15 protein-coding genes are annotated in these 16,607 nt (G+C 59.9%); 11 read left to right on the forward strand and 4 right to left on the reverse strand.

All coding sequences use genetic code 11. From position 1 onward, the window contains the following. The first annotated feature begins 171 nt into the window (after positions 1–171). The 8 genes from xthA to HF679_RS08070 all read left to right on the forward strand — a co-directional run bounded on the left by xthA (position 172) and on the right by HF679_RS08070 (position 7,840). Positions 172–978 carry an exodeoxyribonuclease III gene (gene xthA, locus HF679_RS08035; protein ID WP_123753999.1) on the forward strand — a complete coding sequence of 269 codons (807 nt, stop codon included), beginning with the start codon at positions 172–174 and terminating at the stop codon, positions 976–978. A 224-nt stretch (positions 979–1,202) separates the two neighbouring features. Beyond that, a complete protein-coding gene (locus HF679_RS08040) occupies positions 1,203–1,868 on the forward strand; it encodes a TVP38/TMEM64 family protein (RefSeq protein ID WP_123755452.1) in 666 nt (221 codons plus the stop codon). After that, complete coding sequence (locus tag HF679_RS08045) at positions 1,855–2,562, forward strand: TVP38/TMEM64 family protein (RefSeq protein WP_123753998.1); 708 nt, start codon at positions 1,855–1,857, stop codon at positions 2,560–2,562. Before HF679_RS08040 ends, HF679_RS08045 begins: the two co-directional genes overlap by 14 nt. Continuing rightward, a complete protein-coding gene (locus HF679_RS08050) occupies positions 2,562–3,125 on the forward strand; it encodes a carboxymuconolactone decarboxylase family protein (protein WP_123753997.1) in 564 nt (187 codons plus the stop codon). Before HF679_RS08045 ends, HF679_RS08050 begins: the two co-directional genes overlap by 1 nt. 10 nt (positions 3,126–3,135) lie before the next feature. Next, on the forward strand, positions 3,136–4,305 hold the full coding sequence (locus HF679_RS08055) for an ABC transporter substrate-binding protein (protein WP_187042821.1): 1,170 nt from the start codon (positions 3,136–3,138) through the stop codon (positions 4,303–4,305). Next, positions 4,278–5,813 (forward strand): ABC transporter permease subunit, encoded by a 1,536-nt coding sequence (locus tag HF679_RS08060; protein ID WP_187042822.1) that lies wholly within the window; start codon positions 4,278–4,280, stop codon positions 5,811–5,813. The genes HF679_RS08055 and HF679_RS08060 overlap by 28 nt, the downstream gene beginning before the upstream one ends. Next, the gene (locus tag HF679_RS08065) at positions 5,813–6,445 is read left to right on the forward strand and encodes an ATP-binding cassette domain-containing protein (RefSeq protein ID WP_123753994.1); all 633 of its coding nucleotides are present in this window, start codon (positions 5,813–5,815) and stop codon (positions 6,443–6,445) included. The genes HF679_RS08060 and HF679_RS08065 overlap by 1 nt, the downstream gene beginning before the upstream one ends. An 87-nt stretch (positions 6,446–6,532) precedes the next feature. Then, positions 6,533–7,840, forward strand: a complete 1,308-nt coding sequence (locus tag HF679_RS08070) for a sulfurtransferase (protein ID WP_187042823.1) — start codon at positions 6,533–6,535, stop codon at positions 7,838–7,840. Between the two features lie 4 nt (positions 7,841–7,844). On the opposite strand, the gene HF679_RS08075 is transcribed toward HF679_RS08070, so the two are convergent. After that, the gene (locus HF679_RS08075; protein WP_123753992.1) at positions 7,845–8,468 is read right to left on the reverse strand and encodes a CDP-alcohol phosphatidyltransferase family protein; all 624 of its coding nucleotides are present in this window, start codon (positions 8,466–8,468) and stop codon (positions 7,845–7,847) included. A gap of 86 nt (positions 8,469–8,554) precedes the next feature. On the opposite strand from HF679_RS08075, the gene HF679_RS08080 reads away from it, so the two are divergent. Then, the gene (locus tag HF679_RS08080) at positions 8,555–8,965 is read left to right on the forward strand and encodes a pyrimidine (deoxy)nucleoside triphosphate diphosphatase (RefSeq protein ID WP_123755451.1); all 411 of its coding nucleotides are present in this window, start codon (positions 8,555–8,557) and stop codon (positions 8,963–8,965) included. Between the two features lie 269 nt (positions 8,966–9,234). Continuing rightward, complete coding sequence (gdhA, locus tag HF679_RS08085; protein WP_187042824.1) at positions 9,235–10,578, forward strand: NADP-specific glutamate dehydrogenase; 1,344 nt, start codon at positions 9,235–9,237, stop codon at positions 10,576–10,578. A 62-nt stretch (positions 10,579–10,640) separates the two neighbouring features. On the opposite strand, the gene HF679_RS08090 is transcribed toward gdhA, so the two are convergent. From HF679_RS08090 to HF679_RS08100, 3 genes are all read right to left on the reverse strand, one after another. Then, the gene (locus tag HF679_RS08090; protein ID WP_123753990.1) at positions 10,641–12,593 is read right to left on the reverse strand and encodes a DNA topoisomerase III; all 1,953 of its coding nucleotides are present in this window, start codon (positions 12,591–12,593) and stop codon (positions 10,641–10,643) included. A gap of 4 nt (positions 12,594–12,597) precedes the next feature. Then, positions 12,598–13,641, reverse strand: coding sequence for a selenide, water dikinase SelD (selD, locus tag HF679_RS08095; RefSeq protein WP_123753989.1), 1,044 nt, complete (start codon positions 13,639–13,641; stop codon positions 12,598–12,600). Positions 13,642–13,884: 243 nt separating this feature from the next. After that, positions 13,885–14,436, reverse strand: a complete 552-nt coding sequence (locus HF679_RS08100; protein WP_123753988.1) for an NAD(P)H nitroreductase — start codon at positions 14,434–14,436, stop codon at positions 13,885–13,887. 165 nt (positions 14,437–14,601) lie between these two features. Here HF679_RS08100 and sppA point away from each other — a divergent pair, with 165 nt between their 5' ends. Continuing rightward, the gene (gene sppA / locus HF679_RS08105; RefSeq protein WP_187042825.1) at positions 14,602–16,455 is read left to right on the forward strand and encodes a signal peptide peptidase SppA; all 1,854 of its coding nucleotides are present in this window, start codon (positions 14,602–14,604) and stop codon (positions 16,453–16,455) included. Positions 16,456–16,607 lie beyond the last annotated feature (152 nt).

The following is a 16,607-nucleotide window of genomic DNA, read 5'->3' on the forward strand; positions in this document are numbered from 1 at the left end:
TATCGTAAAAATTCGCCCTTTTTTGGCGCAACTTGCGCCAGCATGGTGCGCAATAGCAACCCTCGCCGCGCCTATAACACTAACAGGCACAATAAAATGCCTTCCGGCAGCCAGCTCGACGAAATTCTGCTACCATCCCTGCACTATTCACCTTGCACAGTGGCAGCGACTATGAAATTTGTCTCTTTTAATATCAACGGCCTGCGTGCCCGTCCTCACCAGCTGGCCGCCATCGTCGACAAGCACCAGCCCGACGTGATCGGCTTACAAGAAACCAAAGTGCACGACGACATGTTTCCTCTCGAAGAGGTCGCAAAGCTCGGCTATAACGTGTTCTACCACGGACAAAAAGGCCACTACGGCGTGGCGCTGCTGACCAAAGAGACGCCGGTCTCGGTGCGTCGCGGGTTCCCTGATGATGGCGAAGAGGCCCAGCGCCGCATCATCATGGCGGAGATTCCTTCGGCATTCGGTAACGTCACGGTCATTAACGGCTACTTCCCGCAGGGGGAAAGTCGCGATCACGAAACCAAATTCCCGGCCAAAGCCGCGTTTTACCAGAACCTGCAAAACTACCTTGAGAGCGCGCTGAATAAAGACAATCCGGTGCTGATCATGGGCGATATGAACATCAGCGCGACCGATCTGGATATCGGCATCGGCGAAGAGAACCGCAAGCGCTGGCTGCGCACCGGCAAGTGCTCGTTCCTGCCGGAAGAGCGTGAGTGGATGGATCGCCTGATGGGCTGGGGGCTGGTCGATACCTGGCGCCATGCCAACCCACAAACTAACGATCGTTTCTCGTGGTTCGACTACCGCTCTAAAGGCTTCGACGATAACCGCGGGCTGCGTATTGACCTGCTGCTGGCCAGCGAACCATTGGCCCAGCGCTGCGTTGAAACCGGCATCGATTACGAGATCCGCGGTATGGAAAAACCGTCGGATCATGCGCCGATCTGGGCCACCTTTAAACCGTAACGCCATCGCGCTATCGACTCTCCCGGCCCTTGCGGTCGTGGAGAGTCACCTTTTTCTGAGCAACATCAATAAATCAGCGGTAAGACATTGTTGTGATTCGTCATTTGTAATACTGTCTCGCCCACTTTTCCCGGTGGGAAAGCGCGCGCGACACAGGGTTGATACAGGAGACTCCGCAATGCAAAAGAAGCCGTTACCCGGCAGAATATAAGCTGCTGATTATTATCGCCCTGCTCTCTGTTCTGACCGTCGTTATCACCTTTTCCGGCTTCGCCGACCTGATTACGCATTTTCATCATCTGCAGACCCTCATCCGCCAGAGCGGTGCCCTGGGCTGGACGCTGTACATCGCCCTGTTTATCGTCGCCACCCTGTGCCTGATCCCGGGCAGTATCCTGGTGATGGTCGGCGGCGTGGTCTTTGGCCCGCTGTGGGGAACGATACTCTCGCTGTGTGCGGCGACGATGGCCTCGGCGCTCTCTTTCCTGCTGGCCCGCTGGCTGGGGCGCGATCTGCTGCTGAAATATGCCGGTCATAGCGCCACCTTTCAGGCGATCGAACGCGGCATGGCCCGCAGCGGCAGCGACTTTTTAATTTTGACCCGCCTGGTTCCCCTGTTTCCCTACAATATCCAGAACTACGCTTATGGCCTGACGGCTATTCCGTTCTGGTCATTCACGCTGATCTCGGCGCTGACCACTCTGCCGGGGCTGTTCATCTACACCCTGATGGCCAGCGAGCTTGTCCGGGAGGGGATCACCCTGGGCTTCGTGCTGAAGCTGAGCCTCGCCGGTCTGGTCTTGTTTGGCATCATTCAGGGGGCAAAAATCTTTGCCCGCCAGCGGCAGATTTCTGCCGACGGGTGGCAGGTGAACGATGGCGAAAAATAACGGGTCTTTAGTCTGGTACTGGCGGGGCGCGCTTATCGTCGCGGGGATGATCGCGCTGCTCGCCTGGTGCCTGATCCCCGGCGTCAACGCCTTCATTGAGCACAGCCTGGCGGCGTTTTCCGCCTTAGATCAGCAGGCTATTGAGCGCTTTATTGACTCTTATGGCGCTCAGGCGGCGCTGGTCTCCTTCGCCTTAATGCTGTTACAGGCGGTGGTCGCCCCGCTACCCGCCTTTCTGATCACCTTTGCCAACGCCTCGTTATTTGGCGCCTTCTGGGGCGGGCTGCTCTCCTGGAGCAGCGCCATGGCCGGCGCGGCGCTGTGCTTTTATATCGCCAGAATTCTCGGGCGCGAAGCGGTGGAAAAACTGACCGGCAAAACGGTACTGCATGGGATGGACAGTTTTTTCGAGCGCTACGGCAAGCATACGATTTTAATCTGCCGGCTTTTGCCGTTCGTCCCCTTCGACCCCATCAGCTACGCGGCCGGCCTGACCTCGATTCGCTTTCGCCAGTTTATGCTCGCCACCGGCATCGGCCAGCTGCCTGCGACTATCATATACTCCTGGGCAGGCAGTATGCTGACCGGAGGCACCTTCTGGCTGGTCACCACATTATCGATTCTGTGTGCTTTGGCGTTAATTATCTTTATCGCCAAAGCCTGTTATCTCGAACGACATAAGAGGAAGTCCTGATGCGACTGCCGCCGCTCGACACCATCCCCCTGCTCCTTCGCCCGCAGGCGTGGCTCCATCGTCGCCACTACGGCGAGGTGCTCAGTCCTATCCGCTGGTGGGGGCGTATCCCGTTTGTGTTTTACCTGGTGTCGATGTTCGTCGGCTACCTGGAACGTAAACGCTCGCCCCTCGACCCGGTGCTGCGCTCGCTGGTCAGCGCCCGCATTGCCCAGATGTGCTTGTGCGAATTCTGCGTGGATATCACCAGCATGAAGCTGGCGGAACGCACCGGTAGCGTCGATAAATTACAAGCGGTAGCCGACTGGCGCCATAGCCCGCTGTTTAGCGAGCAGGAGCGGCTGGCGCTGAGCTATGCCGAGGCCGCCAGCCTCACGCCGCCCACCGTTGACGATGCGCTGCGCGCCCGGCTGGCCGACAGCTTCGACCCTCAGGCCCTGACCGAACTGACGGCGCTGATCGGGTTACAAAATCTCTCCGCCCGCTTTAACTCCGCCATGGCGATCCCGGCGCAAGGCTTGTGTCAGATCCCCACGGCCACCTCTTCCGACAACAGATCATAAGGATATGGGTATGCGTTATTGTTTACTCTGGCTGGCGGCGCTGTGGTTCACGCCGAGCATCGCCAGCGCCGGTGAAAGCTGGCAGCTCATCAAAGAGCAGGCTCGCGGTCAGACGGTGTGGTTTAACGCCTGGGGCGGCGACCCGGCGGTGAATCGCTACCTCGACTGGGTCAGCGACGAAGTGAAACACGACTATGCCGTCGATCTGCGGATCGTGCATATCGCCGATGCTGCCGATACCGTCAAACGCCTGAAAAGCGAGGCCCGGGCCGGGCGCAAGCATAATGGCTCGGTGGATCTGCTGTGGGTCAATGGCGAGAACTTTCACAATCTGAAGGCCGCCAGGCTGCTGCAAACCGGCTGGGCAGAGTCGCTGCCTAACTGGCGTTACGTCGATACCCGTCTGCCGGTCCGGGAAGATTTCTCCGTCCCCACCGATGGCGCTGAATCACCATGGGGCGGCGCGCAGCTCACCTTTATTGCCCGCCGCGCGCAAACCCCGATGCCGCCACGCGATGCGCAGGCCCTGCTGGACTTTGCCACCGCGCATCCAGGCACCATCACCTACCCGCGTCCGCCGGACTTCACCGGGACCGCTTTTCTCGAGCAGTTGCTGATTAACCTGACGAAGCGGCCGGAGGCTCTGCGTCAGCCGCCGGACGCCAAAAGCTATGCCGCGGTGACCGCGCCGCTATGGCACTATCTCGATCAGCTCCATCCTCAGCTATGGCGCGCAGGACGGGACTTCCCGGCGTCCCCCTCCCGGATGGATGCGATGCTGACCAACGGCACCCTCGTGTTATCAATGACCTTTAACCCATTGCACGCCCTGCAGAAAGCCGCCAGCGGTGAACTGCCGACTGACAGCTACAGCTTTGGCTTCAAACGCGGCATGCTCGGCAACGTCCACTTTGTGGCGATCCCGGCCAGCGCCCGCGCCTCTGCCGGGGCCAAAGTGGTGGCCAATTTCCTGCTTTCGCCCGCGGCACAGTTGCGTAAAGCCGACCCGGCCATCTGGGGCGATCCGAGCGTGTTAAATCCGGAATCGCTCTCCACCCAGCAGCAGCAAGCGCTACAGGTGCTGATGCCGCAAAACAGACCGCCGGTACTGGCGGAACCGCACGCGGCCTGGGTTGATGCGTTGGAGCAGGAATGGCTGCGCCGCTACGGTACGCACTGATCCTGCTGGCCTGGGGAAGCATGGTGCTGATTTATCTGCCCGTGCTCCCCGGCATCGCGTTGATGATCGCCCCGGCGCTTCAGCTTGCCAGCTGGCAGGCGCTGTTTGCCGACCCACAACTGTGGCAGGCGCTGGCCGCCACCCTGGTTTCAACTCTGCTGGCGGTGGCAGGTGCGGCAGCGATCACCCTGACGATCGTTAGCGCGCTGTGGCCCTCTCGCGGCTGGCAGCGGCTGGCCTCACGTCTGCCGCTGCTGCTGGCGGTGCCCCATGTTGCTTTTGCTACCGCGGCGCTGCTGCTCTTTGCCGAAGGCGGCTGGTTCTATCGTGTCTGTACCCTGTGTACCCCCTTCGCCGACCGTTACGGTATCGGCCTGGGGCTAACCCTCGCCGTCAAGGAGAGCGGTTTTTTGTTGTGGGTGGTGTATGGCCTGCTGGGAGAAAAACGGCTGGCGGAGCAGGTCACGGTGATGAAAAGCCTCGGCTACGGCCGCTGGCAGTGCCTGAAATGGCTTATTCTGCCGACGCTATTGCCCGCGATGACGTTGGTGCTGATCGCCACCACCGCGTGGAGCCTGTCGGTGGTCGATGTTGCGCTGGTGATCGGTCCGGGAAACCCACCGACCCTGGCGGTGCTGGCCTGGCAATGGTTAAACCAGGGCGATGAACTCCAGCAGGCAAAAGGGGCCCTAGCCAGCCTGCTCCTGCTGCTGATCCTCGCGGGTCTGGTCGCTGGCGGCTGGGGCCTGTGGCGTCTCTGGCAGCGGCAGCCCGCGGATCTGCGCGGCATTCGTCACCCGCAACCGAAAGCGCAATCCGGTCGACTGCTGGCAGGCCTTCTGCCGTTCTGCGGTCTGGGCTGCGCGCTGTTTCTGGCCTGGCTGGCATACGGCAGCGCGCCGGTCAGCGGCAGCCTCGCCACCAGCCTGACGCTGGCGCTGCTGGCCGCGCCGATCGGCGCTGCGCTGTGCCTGCTGTGGCTGGAGTGTGGCCCGTCCCGTGGCGATAGCTGGGTCTGGCTGCCGTTGGTATTACCCGCGCTCCCGCTGGCTGACGGACAGTATCAGCTGGCGCTGTACGCCTGGCTGGACGGCCAGTTAATGACCGTATTGTGGGGCCATCTGCTGTGGGTGATCCCGTGGATGTTATTTATTTTGCGCCCGGCGTGGCGGCAGCGCGATCTGCGTATGGCGTTGGTCGCCCGCACCCTTGGCTGGGGACGCGGTAAGATATTCTTCCGGGTCACGCTGCCGCTGATGCTGCGTCCGCTGCTGGCGGCGCTGGCGGTCGGTTTTTCGGTGAGTATCGCGCAATATCTGCCTACACTGTGGTTAGGGGCCGGGCGGATGACCACCCTCACCAGTGAAGCCGTGACGCTCAGCGCCGGCGGCGATACGCAAACCCTTGCCGCGCAGGCCTTATGGCAACTGCTGCTGCCGGCATTCTGTTTTAGTCTGACTGCCCTGCTGGCCTTCGTGGCTGGCCGCTATCGCCGAGGATTACGCTAGTGCTCACCGTCAAGAATCTGACCCTGACACAACACCACCAGCCGCTGCTGCGCGAGGTCGGGTTTTCCGTGCGTGCCGGCGAAGTGCTGACGCTGATGGGCCCTTCCGGTAGCGGGAAATCCACGCTGTTTGCCTGGATGGTAGGCGCGCTGGCGGAACATTTTCAGGCCACGGGCGAACTGTGGCTGGCCGACAGCCGCTGCGACACGCTGCCCACCGAACGGCGTCGGATCGGGATTTTATTTCAGGATGCGCTGCTGTTTGATCACTTCAGCGTCGGGCACAATCTGCTGCTGGCGCTGCCGGCTGAAGTGCGCGGCGGCGAACGCAAAGATCAGGTGCAACAGGCGCTGGAGCGGGCCGGACTGGCCGGGTTCGACTCCCGCGATCCGGCGACCCTCTCCGGCGGCCAGCGTGCGCGAGTGAGCCTGCTGCGGGCGCTGCTGGCGCGGCCGCTGGCGCTGCTGCTGGACGAGCCTTTTAACCGCCTGGATGCCGAACTGCGCGCCGATTTTCGCCAGTGGGTTTTCGATGAACTGGCGCGGCTGGCGATCCCCGCCGTGCTGGTGACTCACGACAGCCACGATATCCCCGACCACGGTCGTTGTCTGAAAATGAGCGACTGGCAATGAAACCCCGGCGAACCTGCGTTACCGCAAAGAATTTGCCCGCGTCGCAGTGGAGAATGTGCGCTCAATTTTCTCTTGTCGGGCATTTCGATGAAACGTGTTTCTCAATTGACCGCACTCGCCCTGCTGATCGGGCTTGCTGCTACTACCACCTCCGCCGCTGAAACCATGCCAACGCTGACGCTCTCCGCCTTGCAACAACAGCACGGTGTCGCTATCGATACCCGTCTGAGCGCGTTCTACAACGGCTGGCCCCAGTCCGCCAACGGTCCCCAGGGCCATGAACCGCAGGCGCTGAACCTCTCCGCCAGCTGGCTCAGCGCCATGAGCGACGACCAGCTTAGCGCCTGGGCGAAACAGCACCAGCTGCAGGCCACCTCGCCGCTGGCGCTGTACGGTAGCGAAGCGGACAACCGCAAAGTGGCAGCGCGTCTGCAGGCCGCAGGGTTTACCCACCTCAACACCCTGAGCGATGCGCTCACCCAGGCCGACCGCCTGCAAAAGCTGCCGCATTTTGAACAACTGGTTTACCCGCAGTGGCTGCACGATCTCCAGCAAGGCAAAGCGGTGGCCGCCGCGCCGGCCGGAGAGTGGAAAGTGCTGGAGGCCGCCTGGGGCGCGCCGAAGTTTTATCTGCTGAATCATATTCCCGGCGCCGGCTACATCGATACCAACGAGGTGGAGAGCGAACCGCTGTGGAACAAGGTCTCTGACGACAAGCTGAAGGCACTGCTGGCAAAACAGGGGATTCGCCACGACACCACGGTGATCCTCTACGGCCGTGACGTGTATGCAGCGGCCCGCGTGGCGCAGATTCTGCTGTATGCCGGAGTGAAGGACGTTCGTCTGCTCGATGGCGGCTGGAAAACCTGGTCCGATGCGGGCTTGCCGGTAGAACGAGGGACGCCAGCGGAGCCGAAACCGGCGCCGGACTTCGGCGCACCGATCCCCGGTCAGCCGCAGCTGATGCTCAATGAGCAACAGGCGCGCGGGCTGCTGCACCGCCAGGATGCGTCGCTGGTCAGCATTCGTTCCTGGCCTGAGTTTGTCGGCACCACCAGCGGCTACAGCTATATCAAGCCCAAAGGTGAGATCGCCGGTGCCCGCTGGGGACACGCCGGTAGTGACTCAACCCACATGGAAGACTTCCATAACCCGGACGGCACCATGCGCAGCGCCGACGATATTGCTGCGATGTGGCAACAGTGGAACATCCGCCCGGATCAGCAGGTGGCGTTCTACTGCGGTACCGGCTGGCGCGCTTCTGAAACCTTCATGTATGCCCGGGCCATGGGCTGGAAAAATGTCTCGGTGTATGACGGCGGCTGGTACGAATGGAGCAGCAATCCGAAAAACCCGGTACAGCGCGGCGAACGCGGTCCCCAGAGTAGCCTGTAATCCTCTACGCCTGACGCTGAAGCTGCTTCAGCGTCAGGTAGCCACTGTAAATCCGGGTGGCGGTCGTCAGCCAGCACAGCGTGCCGAACAGCCAGGCCAGCCACGCAAAGTGCGCCGGAAACAGGCAGCAGAGCACAAACAGCAGGATCGTTTCACTCCCCTCCGTCAACCCGCCCAGATAGTAAAAAGATTTGTGGGCGTAGCCTGGGTTATCAATCTGATGTTTTGCCGCCAGCGCCGCAAAGGCGAGGAAACTGCTGCCGGTGCCGATAAAAGCAAACAGCAGCCAGCCGCCGGCCACCGCGTTCAATGCCGGATCGGCGAGGATAAAACCAAACGGTACCAGCGCATAAAACAGAAAATCGAGCGCGATATCAAGAAACCCGCCCGCGTCGGTCAATCCCCGACGACGCGCCAGCGCACCATCCAGGCCGTCCAGCAGGCGGTTCAGCACAATCGCCACCAACGCTGCGCCGTACCAGCCTAACGCCAGAAACGGTAACGCCAGTACGCCAATGGCGAAGCCGGTCAGCGTAACGCCATCGGCCGTCACGCCGATGCGCTCCAGACGCGCAGCGCAAACATTGAGTAACGGTTTCAGGCGGGGATGCAGATGACGATCGAGCACGACATATCTCCAGCGGGCTAAAGGTTGTCTGGTACAGACAAAGACGGTGATAATAGGCCATTATCCTGCAAGGAACGATGATTCAGATGCAAAAAACGCTTGATGTAGTGGCCGCCGTCATTGAACAGGACGGCAACATTCTGCTGGCGCAGCGCCCTGCCCACGCCGATCAGCCTGGCATGTGGGAGTTTGCCGGTGGCAAAGTCGAGCCTGGCGAAAGCCAGCCCCAGGCGCTGATCCGCGAACTGCAGGAAGAGCTCGGCATCACCGCCGAAGTGGAACGCTACATCGCCAGCCATCAGCGCGAGGTTTCCGGCCGCCTGATTCACCTGCACGCCTGGTGGGTGCCGCGTTTTAGCGGGCTGCTCGCCGCCCGCTACCACCAGCAACTGCACTGGTGTACCCCGCAGGAGGCGTTAACCTTTAACCTCGCCCCGGCGGATGTCCCGCTGCTGCATGCCTTTATCGCCCAACGCGCGACCGACCTTCCCCGCTAGCCCTTTCATCTGGCGTCATCGTTTTTAGTTATGACAGACGCCAGATTATAAATTTTCCTGTCAGGTTAATTTTTCCTTGCTTGCCTAACGATTCCCGGTGTTATAGTCGGAAAACCGGCCTTTTCAAGGGCCGCATAATAAAAAAACAGACCAAAAATCATTCAGATTACCGCGCAACCGCCGCTAACACGCTTTTGACGCTGGCGACGAGGCAATCTGAAATGTGACGCGAATACATGCAACCACAACCATAAGGGGAAATTATATCTATGGATCAGATGTGCACTCTGGAAAGTTTTCTCACCCGCGTTCAACAGCGCGATCCTCAGCAAACCGAATTTGCTCAAGCCGTCCGCGAGGTCATGACCACGCTGTGGCCGTTCCTTGAGGAAAATCCGCGCTATCGCCAGCTCTCGCTGCTGGAACGTCTGGTTGAACCAGAACGTGCTATTCAGTTCCGTGTGGTTTGGGTCGACGACCGCAATCAGGTTCAGGTCAACCGCGCCTGGCGCGTGCAGTTCAACTCCGCCATTGGTCCGTACAAAGGCGGGATGCGCTTCCACCCGTCGGTTAACCTGTCGATCCTCAAGTTCCTCGGCTTTGAACAGACCTTCAAGAATGCCCTCACCACGCTGCCAATGGGCGGCGGAAAAGGCGGTAGCGACTTCGATCCTAAAGGTAAAAGCGATGGCGAAGTGATGCGCTTCTGTCAGGCGCTGATGACCGAGCTGTATCGTCATTTAGGCCCGGATACCGACGTTCCGGCGGGCGATATCGGCGTTGGCGGTCGTGAAGTCGGCTTTATGGCCGGGATGATGCGTAAGCTCTCCAACAACAGCGCCTGCGTCTTCACCGGTAAAGGGCTCTCCTTCGGCGGCAGCCTGATCCGTCCGGAAGCGACCGGTTACGGCCTGGTCTACTTCACCGACGCGATGCTCAAGCGTCATGGTCTGGGCTTTGAAGGGATGCGCGTTGCGGTGTCCGGTTCCGGCAACGTCGCGCAGTACGCCATCGAAAAAGCGATGGACCTGGGCGCGCGCGTCATCACCGCTTCCGACTCCAGCGGCACCGTGGTCGATGAAGCCGGCTTCACGCCGGAAAAACTTGCCCGTCTGTGCGAAATCAAAGCCAGCCGCGACGGCCGGGTTGCCGATTACGCGCGTGAATATGGTCTGGTTTACCTCGAAGGCCAGCAGCCGTGGTCCGTGCCGGTTGATATCGCGCTGCCATGCGCCACCCAGAACGAACTGGATACCGATGCCGCGCGCGTGCTGATTGCAAACGGCGTGAAGGCTGTTGCGGAAGGCGCCAATATGCCGACCACGATCGCCGCCACCGACCTGTTCCTCGAAGCGGGCGTCCTGTTCGCACCGGGCAAAGCGGCCAACGCCGGCGGCGTTGCCACTTCAGGCCTCGAAATGGCGCAGAACGCCGCGCGCATGAGCTGGAAAGCCGAGAAAGTCGACGCGCGTCTGCATCACATCATGCTCGACATTCACCACGCCTGTGTTGAATACGGCGGTGAGGCTCAGCAGACTAACTACGTTCGTGGCGCCAACATCGCCGGGTTCGTCAAAGTGGCTGACGCCATGCTGGCGCAGGGCGTTATCTAAGACCTGCCGCACAACGACCTGAGCACCACGCATAAAAAACCCCGGACAGCCGGGGTTTTTTATTATGGATTGTCAGCGGCGGGATCCGCCGCCGGTTTTCGTGCTTTCGGTTTAGCTTTCGCCTTGCCTTTGCTGAAGCTCTTTTTGCCATCTCCGGGAGCGACGATGCCGCGGAACTGGCGCACCGGCGTGCTCCGGGCCTGGTCAATCAACTGGTACAACGTGCCGACCAGCGGCTGCATAAAGTCCTGATAGCGGCACTGCTTTTCGCTGATTTGCGTCAGCACCGACTCCCAGTGGGCGGTCATATCCGGGCGGGCCGCCATTTCCGGCAGCGAGTGGATCAACGCCCGTCCCGCGTCGGAAGAGTGAATATAGCGCCCTTTTTTAACCAGAAAACCGCGCTTAAACAGCAGCTCGATGATCCCGGCACGGGTCGCTTCCGTTCCCAGGCCGTCGGTCGCGCGCAGGATTTTCTTCAGATCTTTATCCTGCACAAAGCGGGCGATCCCGGTCATCGCCGACAGCAGCGTCGCATCGGTGAAGTAGCGCGGCGGCTGAGTCTGGCGTTCAACGACCTCGCCCTTTTCACACAGCAGTTCGTCGTCCTTCGCCACCACCGGCAGCGGCGTCCCGTCGTTCTCTTCATCGCGCTCTTTGTTGCCGAGCAGCGTCCGCCAGCCGGCTTCCGCCAGGAAGCGCGCTTTGGCGACAAATTTGCCGTTGGCGATATCGAGATCGATCTGACACTTACGGAATACCGCATCCGGACAGAACTGCATCAGATACTGACGGGCAATCAGGCCATAGACCTTCTCTTCGTTATCCGTGAGCTTCACCTTGCTGCTGCGGGCGGTCGGGATGATCGCATGGTGAGCATCGACCTTTTTGTCATCCCAGCAGCGGTTGCGGATTTCCGGGTCAACCACCGGTTGCGGCAGCAGATCCGCGGCATGCACCGCAATAGCATTCAGCACCGAATGGCGACCGGCGAAATGCTCCTCCGGCAGGTAGCGGCTGTCTGAACGCGGATAGGTGATCAGCTTGTGGGTTTCATACAGCTTCTGGCAGATATCCAGCACGTTCTGCGCACTAAAGCCGAAGCGTTTCGCGGCCTCAATCTGCAGCGCCGAGAGGGAAAACGGCAGCGGTGCCGGCTCAGAATCCCGCTTATCGTTATAGGCGGTCACCAGCGCCGGCTGGCCTTCAATGCGCGCTACGACGTGCTCAGCCAACGGGCGATGCAGCAAGCGGCCCTCTTCATCCTGATAGGGTTCGCAGGCATCGCTTGGCTGCCAGGTGGCGACGAAATGTTCCTCTTTCGGCGTCACGATATGTGCTTTGACGTCAAAGAAATCTTTGGCCACGAAGTTCTCGATCTCTTCGTCACGCCGCACCACCAGCCCCAGTACCGGCGTCTGGACACGGCCGACCGAGAGCACGCCCTGATAGCCGGCATTGCGGCCCAGCAGCGTATAGGCGCGGGTCATGTTGATGCCATACAGCCAGTCGGCACGGGCGCGCGCCAGGGCCGACACGCACAGCGGAATAAATTCGCTGTTGGCGCGCAGACGCGAAATCGCCCGCTCTACCGCCTGCGGGTTAAGGTCGTTAATCAGGCAGCGCTGCACCTGCTGACGCTTTTCCGGCGCCAGCTGCAGATAGTCGAGCACTTCATCCACCAGCAACTGCCCCTCTCTGTCGGGGTCACCTGCGTGAATCACCTCCTGCGCATCGCCAAGCAGACGCTTGATCACGTTGAGCTGCTTGGTGACCGACGGTTTTGGCTGCAGCTGCCATTTTTCCGGCACAATGGGCAGGTCCAGAAGGTTCCAGCGCGCATAGCGGCCGTCATAGACGTCCGGCTGGGCCTGCTCCAGCAGATGGCCGATACACCAGGTGACCACCTGCCCGTTGCCACACTCGATATAGCCATCACCTTTCCGGTGCGGTTTGGGTAGCACTTCAGCGATGGCACGCCCGAGGCTGGGTTTTTCCGCTATAAACAACCGCATGTAATCAACGGATCTCGATCATCGGGCGTCCGCCCCGGGCGGTTACCAGCTCGCCGATGGCGGCCAGTTGAATGCCGAACTCTTGCGCAGCGGCACAGACCTCGTCCTGCGCATCCGGCGTCACCGCCAGCAGCAGACCGCCGGAGGTTTGCGGATCGCACAGCAGATCGCGCCACTCTGCCGGCATCTCGCCCATCAGGTGACCGTAGCTGGCAAAGTTACGCCCGGTACCGCCAGGCACCGCGCCCGCCGCGATATACGCTTCCACGCCCGGCAGTTTCGGGATATCGGCATAGTTGAGCAACGCCTGCACGCCCGCACCACGGCACACTTCACTCAGGTGGCCCAACAGACCAAAACCGGTGACGTCGGTCATCGCTTTGACCCCTTCAATATTGGCGAAAGCCGCCCCGGCGAGGTTCATCTGGCACATGGTTTCCGTTGCCAGTCCCTGATGCTCTGCTTTGAGCAGCGATTTTTTCTCTGCCGTGGTCAACACGCCAATCCCGAGAGGTTTAGTGAGGAAGAGCTTGCAGCCCGCCTGGGCGGTACTGTTTTTCTTGATTCGCTCCGTCGGCACGACGCCGGTCACCGCGAGGCCAAAAATAGGCTCCGGGGCGTCAATGGAGTGGCCGCCCGCCAGCGAGATACCGGCCTGCTGACAGGCAAAGCGCCCGCCATCAACCACTTCGCGGGCAATTTCCGGCGCCAGGGTATTGATCGGCCAGCCCAGAATGGCAATCGCCATGATCGGTTTTCCACCCATCGCGAAGATGTCGCTGATGGCATTGGTCGCGGCGATACGCCCAAAGTCGAACGGATTATCGACAATCGGCATAAAAAAGTCGGTGGTGCTGATAATGGACGTACCGTTGCCCAGGTCGTAGACCGCGGCATCATCGCTGGTCTCATTTCCGACCAGCAGGTTCGGGTCGATAAACTTGGCCCGATCGCTCTTGAGGATCGTTTCCAGCACTTTCGGGGAAATTTTACAACCACAACCGGCTCCGTGGCTGTATTGCGTTAAACGAATAGCTTGCTCGCTCATGGACATCTCCTGTCATTGCAATCCCGCTATGGTAGCGCTCAAACGCCAAGGTAGTAAGTCCGTCAGTCTTAAATCGCGAGTGGTTGCTCATTAAGCAGACAAAAGTCCGATTTTACCGGTGGAGGGGGCGACAAATACAAATTCTGCTGCATTTATCGCAAGGGGCACGTTTCCGGGCAGATTCAAAAGAGAGCGTTTCCACACAGCCCGGCAGGTTATGCCTGCCGGGCTATCCGATGGCGATCAGAAACGGATCACAAACGGCGAGGTGTCAGGCACTGAAATGGTGGTGGAGGCTTTCAGCTGCGGCGTACCGAGGTAGAGAAAACCGACGATTTTATCCTGCTCACGGCAGGCAAAGCCGTCACGAACCACCGGGCTTTCGGTCAGGGCGCCGCTGCGCCAGATGCCGTTAAAGCCTTGCGCGACCGCCGCCATCTGCATGGCCATTACCGCACATCCCGCCGACATCTCCTGCTCCCACTTCGGCACCTTCGGATGATCTTCGCAGCGGGCGACGACGGTAATGATCAACGGCGCACGGAACGGCGCGCTACGTGCTTTTTCGATCCCTTTTTCATCCTGCCCGGCGGCAATCGCCCCTTTCTCCAGCAGCTGGCTGAAGCGTTCGCGGCCGTCATCAGCAATAATATAAAAGCGCCACGGCTGCAGCGTGCCGTGGTCCGGGGCGCGCAGGCCAGCGCGAAGAATGTTTTCCAGCTGTTCGCCAGCCGGTGCCGGTTCGGTCAGGCGCGAGGCGCTGCGGCGGTTAACCAGTAGTTCGAGAGCATCCATCTGTATAACTCCTGTGATGTCATTTTTCATAAAATTAACATGCACGAGAATTTTGTTACAGCACGACCGGTGATTCCTGCTGACAACCGCCAGTCGTCTCTTTAGGATAACCAGACGCGGCAACCCCTGCGGTTAGCCCATTTTTAACAATGTTAGGGAGAATACATGCGAACTCTTTGGCGGCTGCTCGCCGGATTTTTTAAATGGACATGGCGGGTGCTCAATTTTATTCGCCAGCTCGCACTGAACCTGGTATTCCTGCTGCTGGTCCTGGTGTGTGTCGGTATCTGGGCGCAGTTCAGCAGCAGCACACCGGAACATGCGGCACGCGGCGCGTTGCTGCTGGATATCACCGGCGTGGTGGTGGATAAACCGTCCGCCAGCAGCAAGCTCGGGGTTATCGGTCGCCAGCTTTTTGGCGCCAGCTCCGACCGCCTGCAGGAAAACTCGCTGTTTGATATCGTCCAAACCATTCGTCAGGCCAAAGATGACCGGAATATCACCGGTATCGTGCTGGATCTGAAAAATTTTGCCGGCGGCGATCAGCCGTCGATGCAGTACATCGGTAAAGCCCTGCGCGAATTCCGCGACAGCGGTAAGCCGGTCTATGCCGTTGGTAGCAGCTACAGCCAGGGGCAGTATTATCTGGCGAGCTTCGCCAACAAAATCTGGCTATCTCCACAGGGTGAAGTCGACCTGCACGGTTTTGCCACCAACGGGCTGTACTACAAGTCGCTGCTCGATAAACTGAAAGTGTCTACCCATGTCTTCCGCGTCGGTACCTATAAATCGGCGGTTGAGCCGTTTATCCGCGACGATATGTCACCGGCCGCCCGTGAAGCCGATAGCCGCTGGATTGGCGAACTGTGGCAGAACTACCTCAATACCATCGCTGCCAACCGTCAAATCACGGCGCAGCAGCTGTTCCCAGGCGCTCAGGGCCTGCTGGACGGCCTGCGTAAAGTGGATGGCGATACCGCACAATACGCGCTGAATAATAAACTGGTTGATGAGCTGGGTACCTCCACCGACGTGGAGAAAGCGCTCACCAAACAGTTTGGCTGGAGCAAAGCGGATAATAACTATCGCGCCATCAGCTATTACGATTACAACGTCAAAACGCCGGCCGATCAGGGTGCTTCCATTGCGGTGATCTTTGCTAACGGCGCGATCATGGATGGCGAAGAGACCCCAGGCAACGTCGGCGGCGACACCACTGTGGCTCAGATCCGCGATGCCCGTCTCGATCCGAAAGTGAAAGCGATCGTCCTGCGCGTAAACAGCCCTGGCGGCAGCGTCAGCGCATCGGAAGTCATTCGTGAAGAGCTGGCGGCGGCGAAAGCAGCCGGTAAACCGGTGGTGGTCTCCATGGGCGGTATGGCCGCGTCTGGCGGTTACTGGATCTCCACGCCGGCTAACTACATCGTGGCAAACCCGAGCACCCTCACCGGCTCCATCGGTATTTTCGGGGTGATTAACACCGTTGAAAATACGCTGGACTCGATTGGCGTACATACCGATGGCGTGGCAACCTCCGCGCTGGCGGATGTGTCCACCACCAAATCCCTGCCGCCTGAAGTGCAGCAGCTGATGCAGTTGAGCATCGAGAACGGCTACAAGCGCTTTATCACGCTGGTGGCTAACTCACGTCACAGCACGCCGGAGAAAATCGACCAGATTGCTCAGGGTCACGTCTGGACGGGTGAAGATGCGAAGGCCAACGGGCTGGTCGATAGCCTCGGCGACTTTGACGATGCGGTGGCAAAAGCCGCTGAACTGGCGAAGCTGAAGCAGTGGCATATCGATTACTACCAGGAAGACCCGACCTTCTTCTCAATGGTGATTGATAGCCTGACCGGTTCGGTGCGTGCTTCGCTGCCGGCCGCAATACAGGCCTGGCTGCCGGCACCTGTCGCCGCTGCCGCCAATGTGGTCAAAGCGGAGAGCGATAAGCTTGCCGTGTTTAACGATCCACAAAACCGTTACGCCTTCTGCCTGACCTGCGCCAACATTCGTTAATCCTTTCCCGGCAGATACGCCCCACTGACGTTGTTATCGATGTCAGCGGGGCGAACCCGCGCCAGCAATCTTAGTCAGAACGCCCCCCGGCCAATGCAGCTGTGACCTGAAGTATGTGTAATTTTCGATACGTCACTTTATACTGCGCCTGT

This window comes from Enterobacter sp. JUb54, assembly GCF_014298075.1.
Taxonomy (GTDB): Bacteria; Pseudomonadota; Gammaproteobacteria; order Enterobacterales; family Enterobacteriaceae; genus Klebsiella; species Klebsiella lignicola.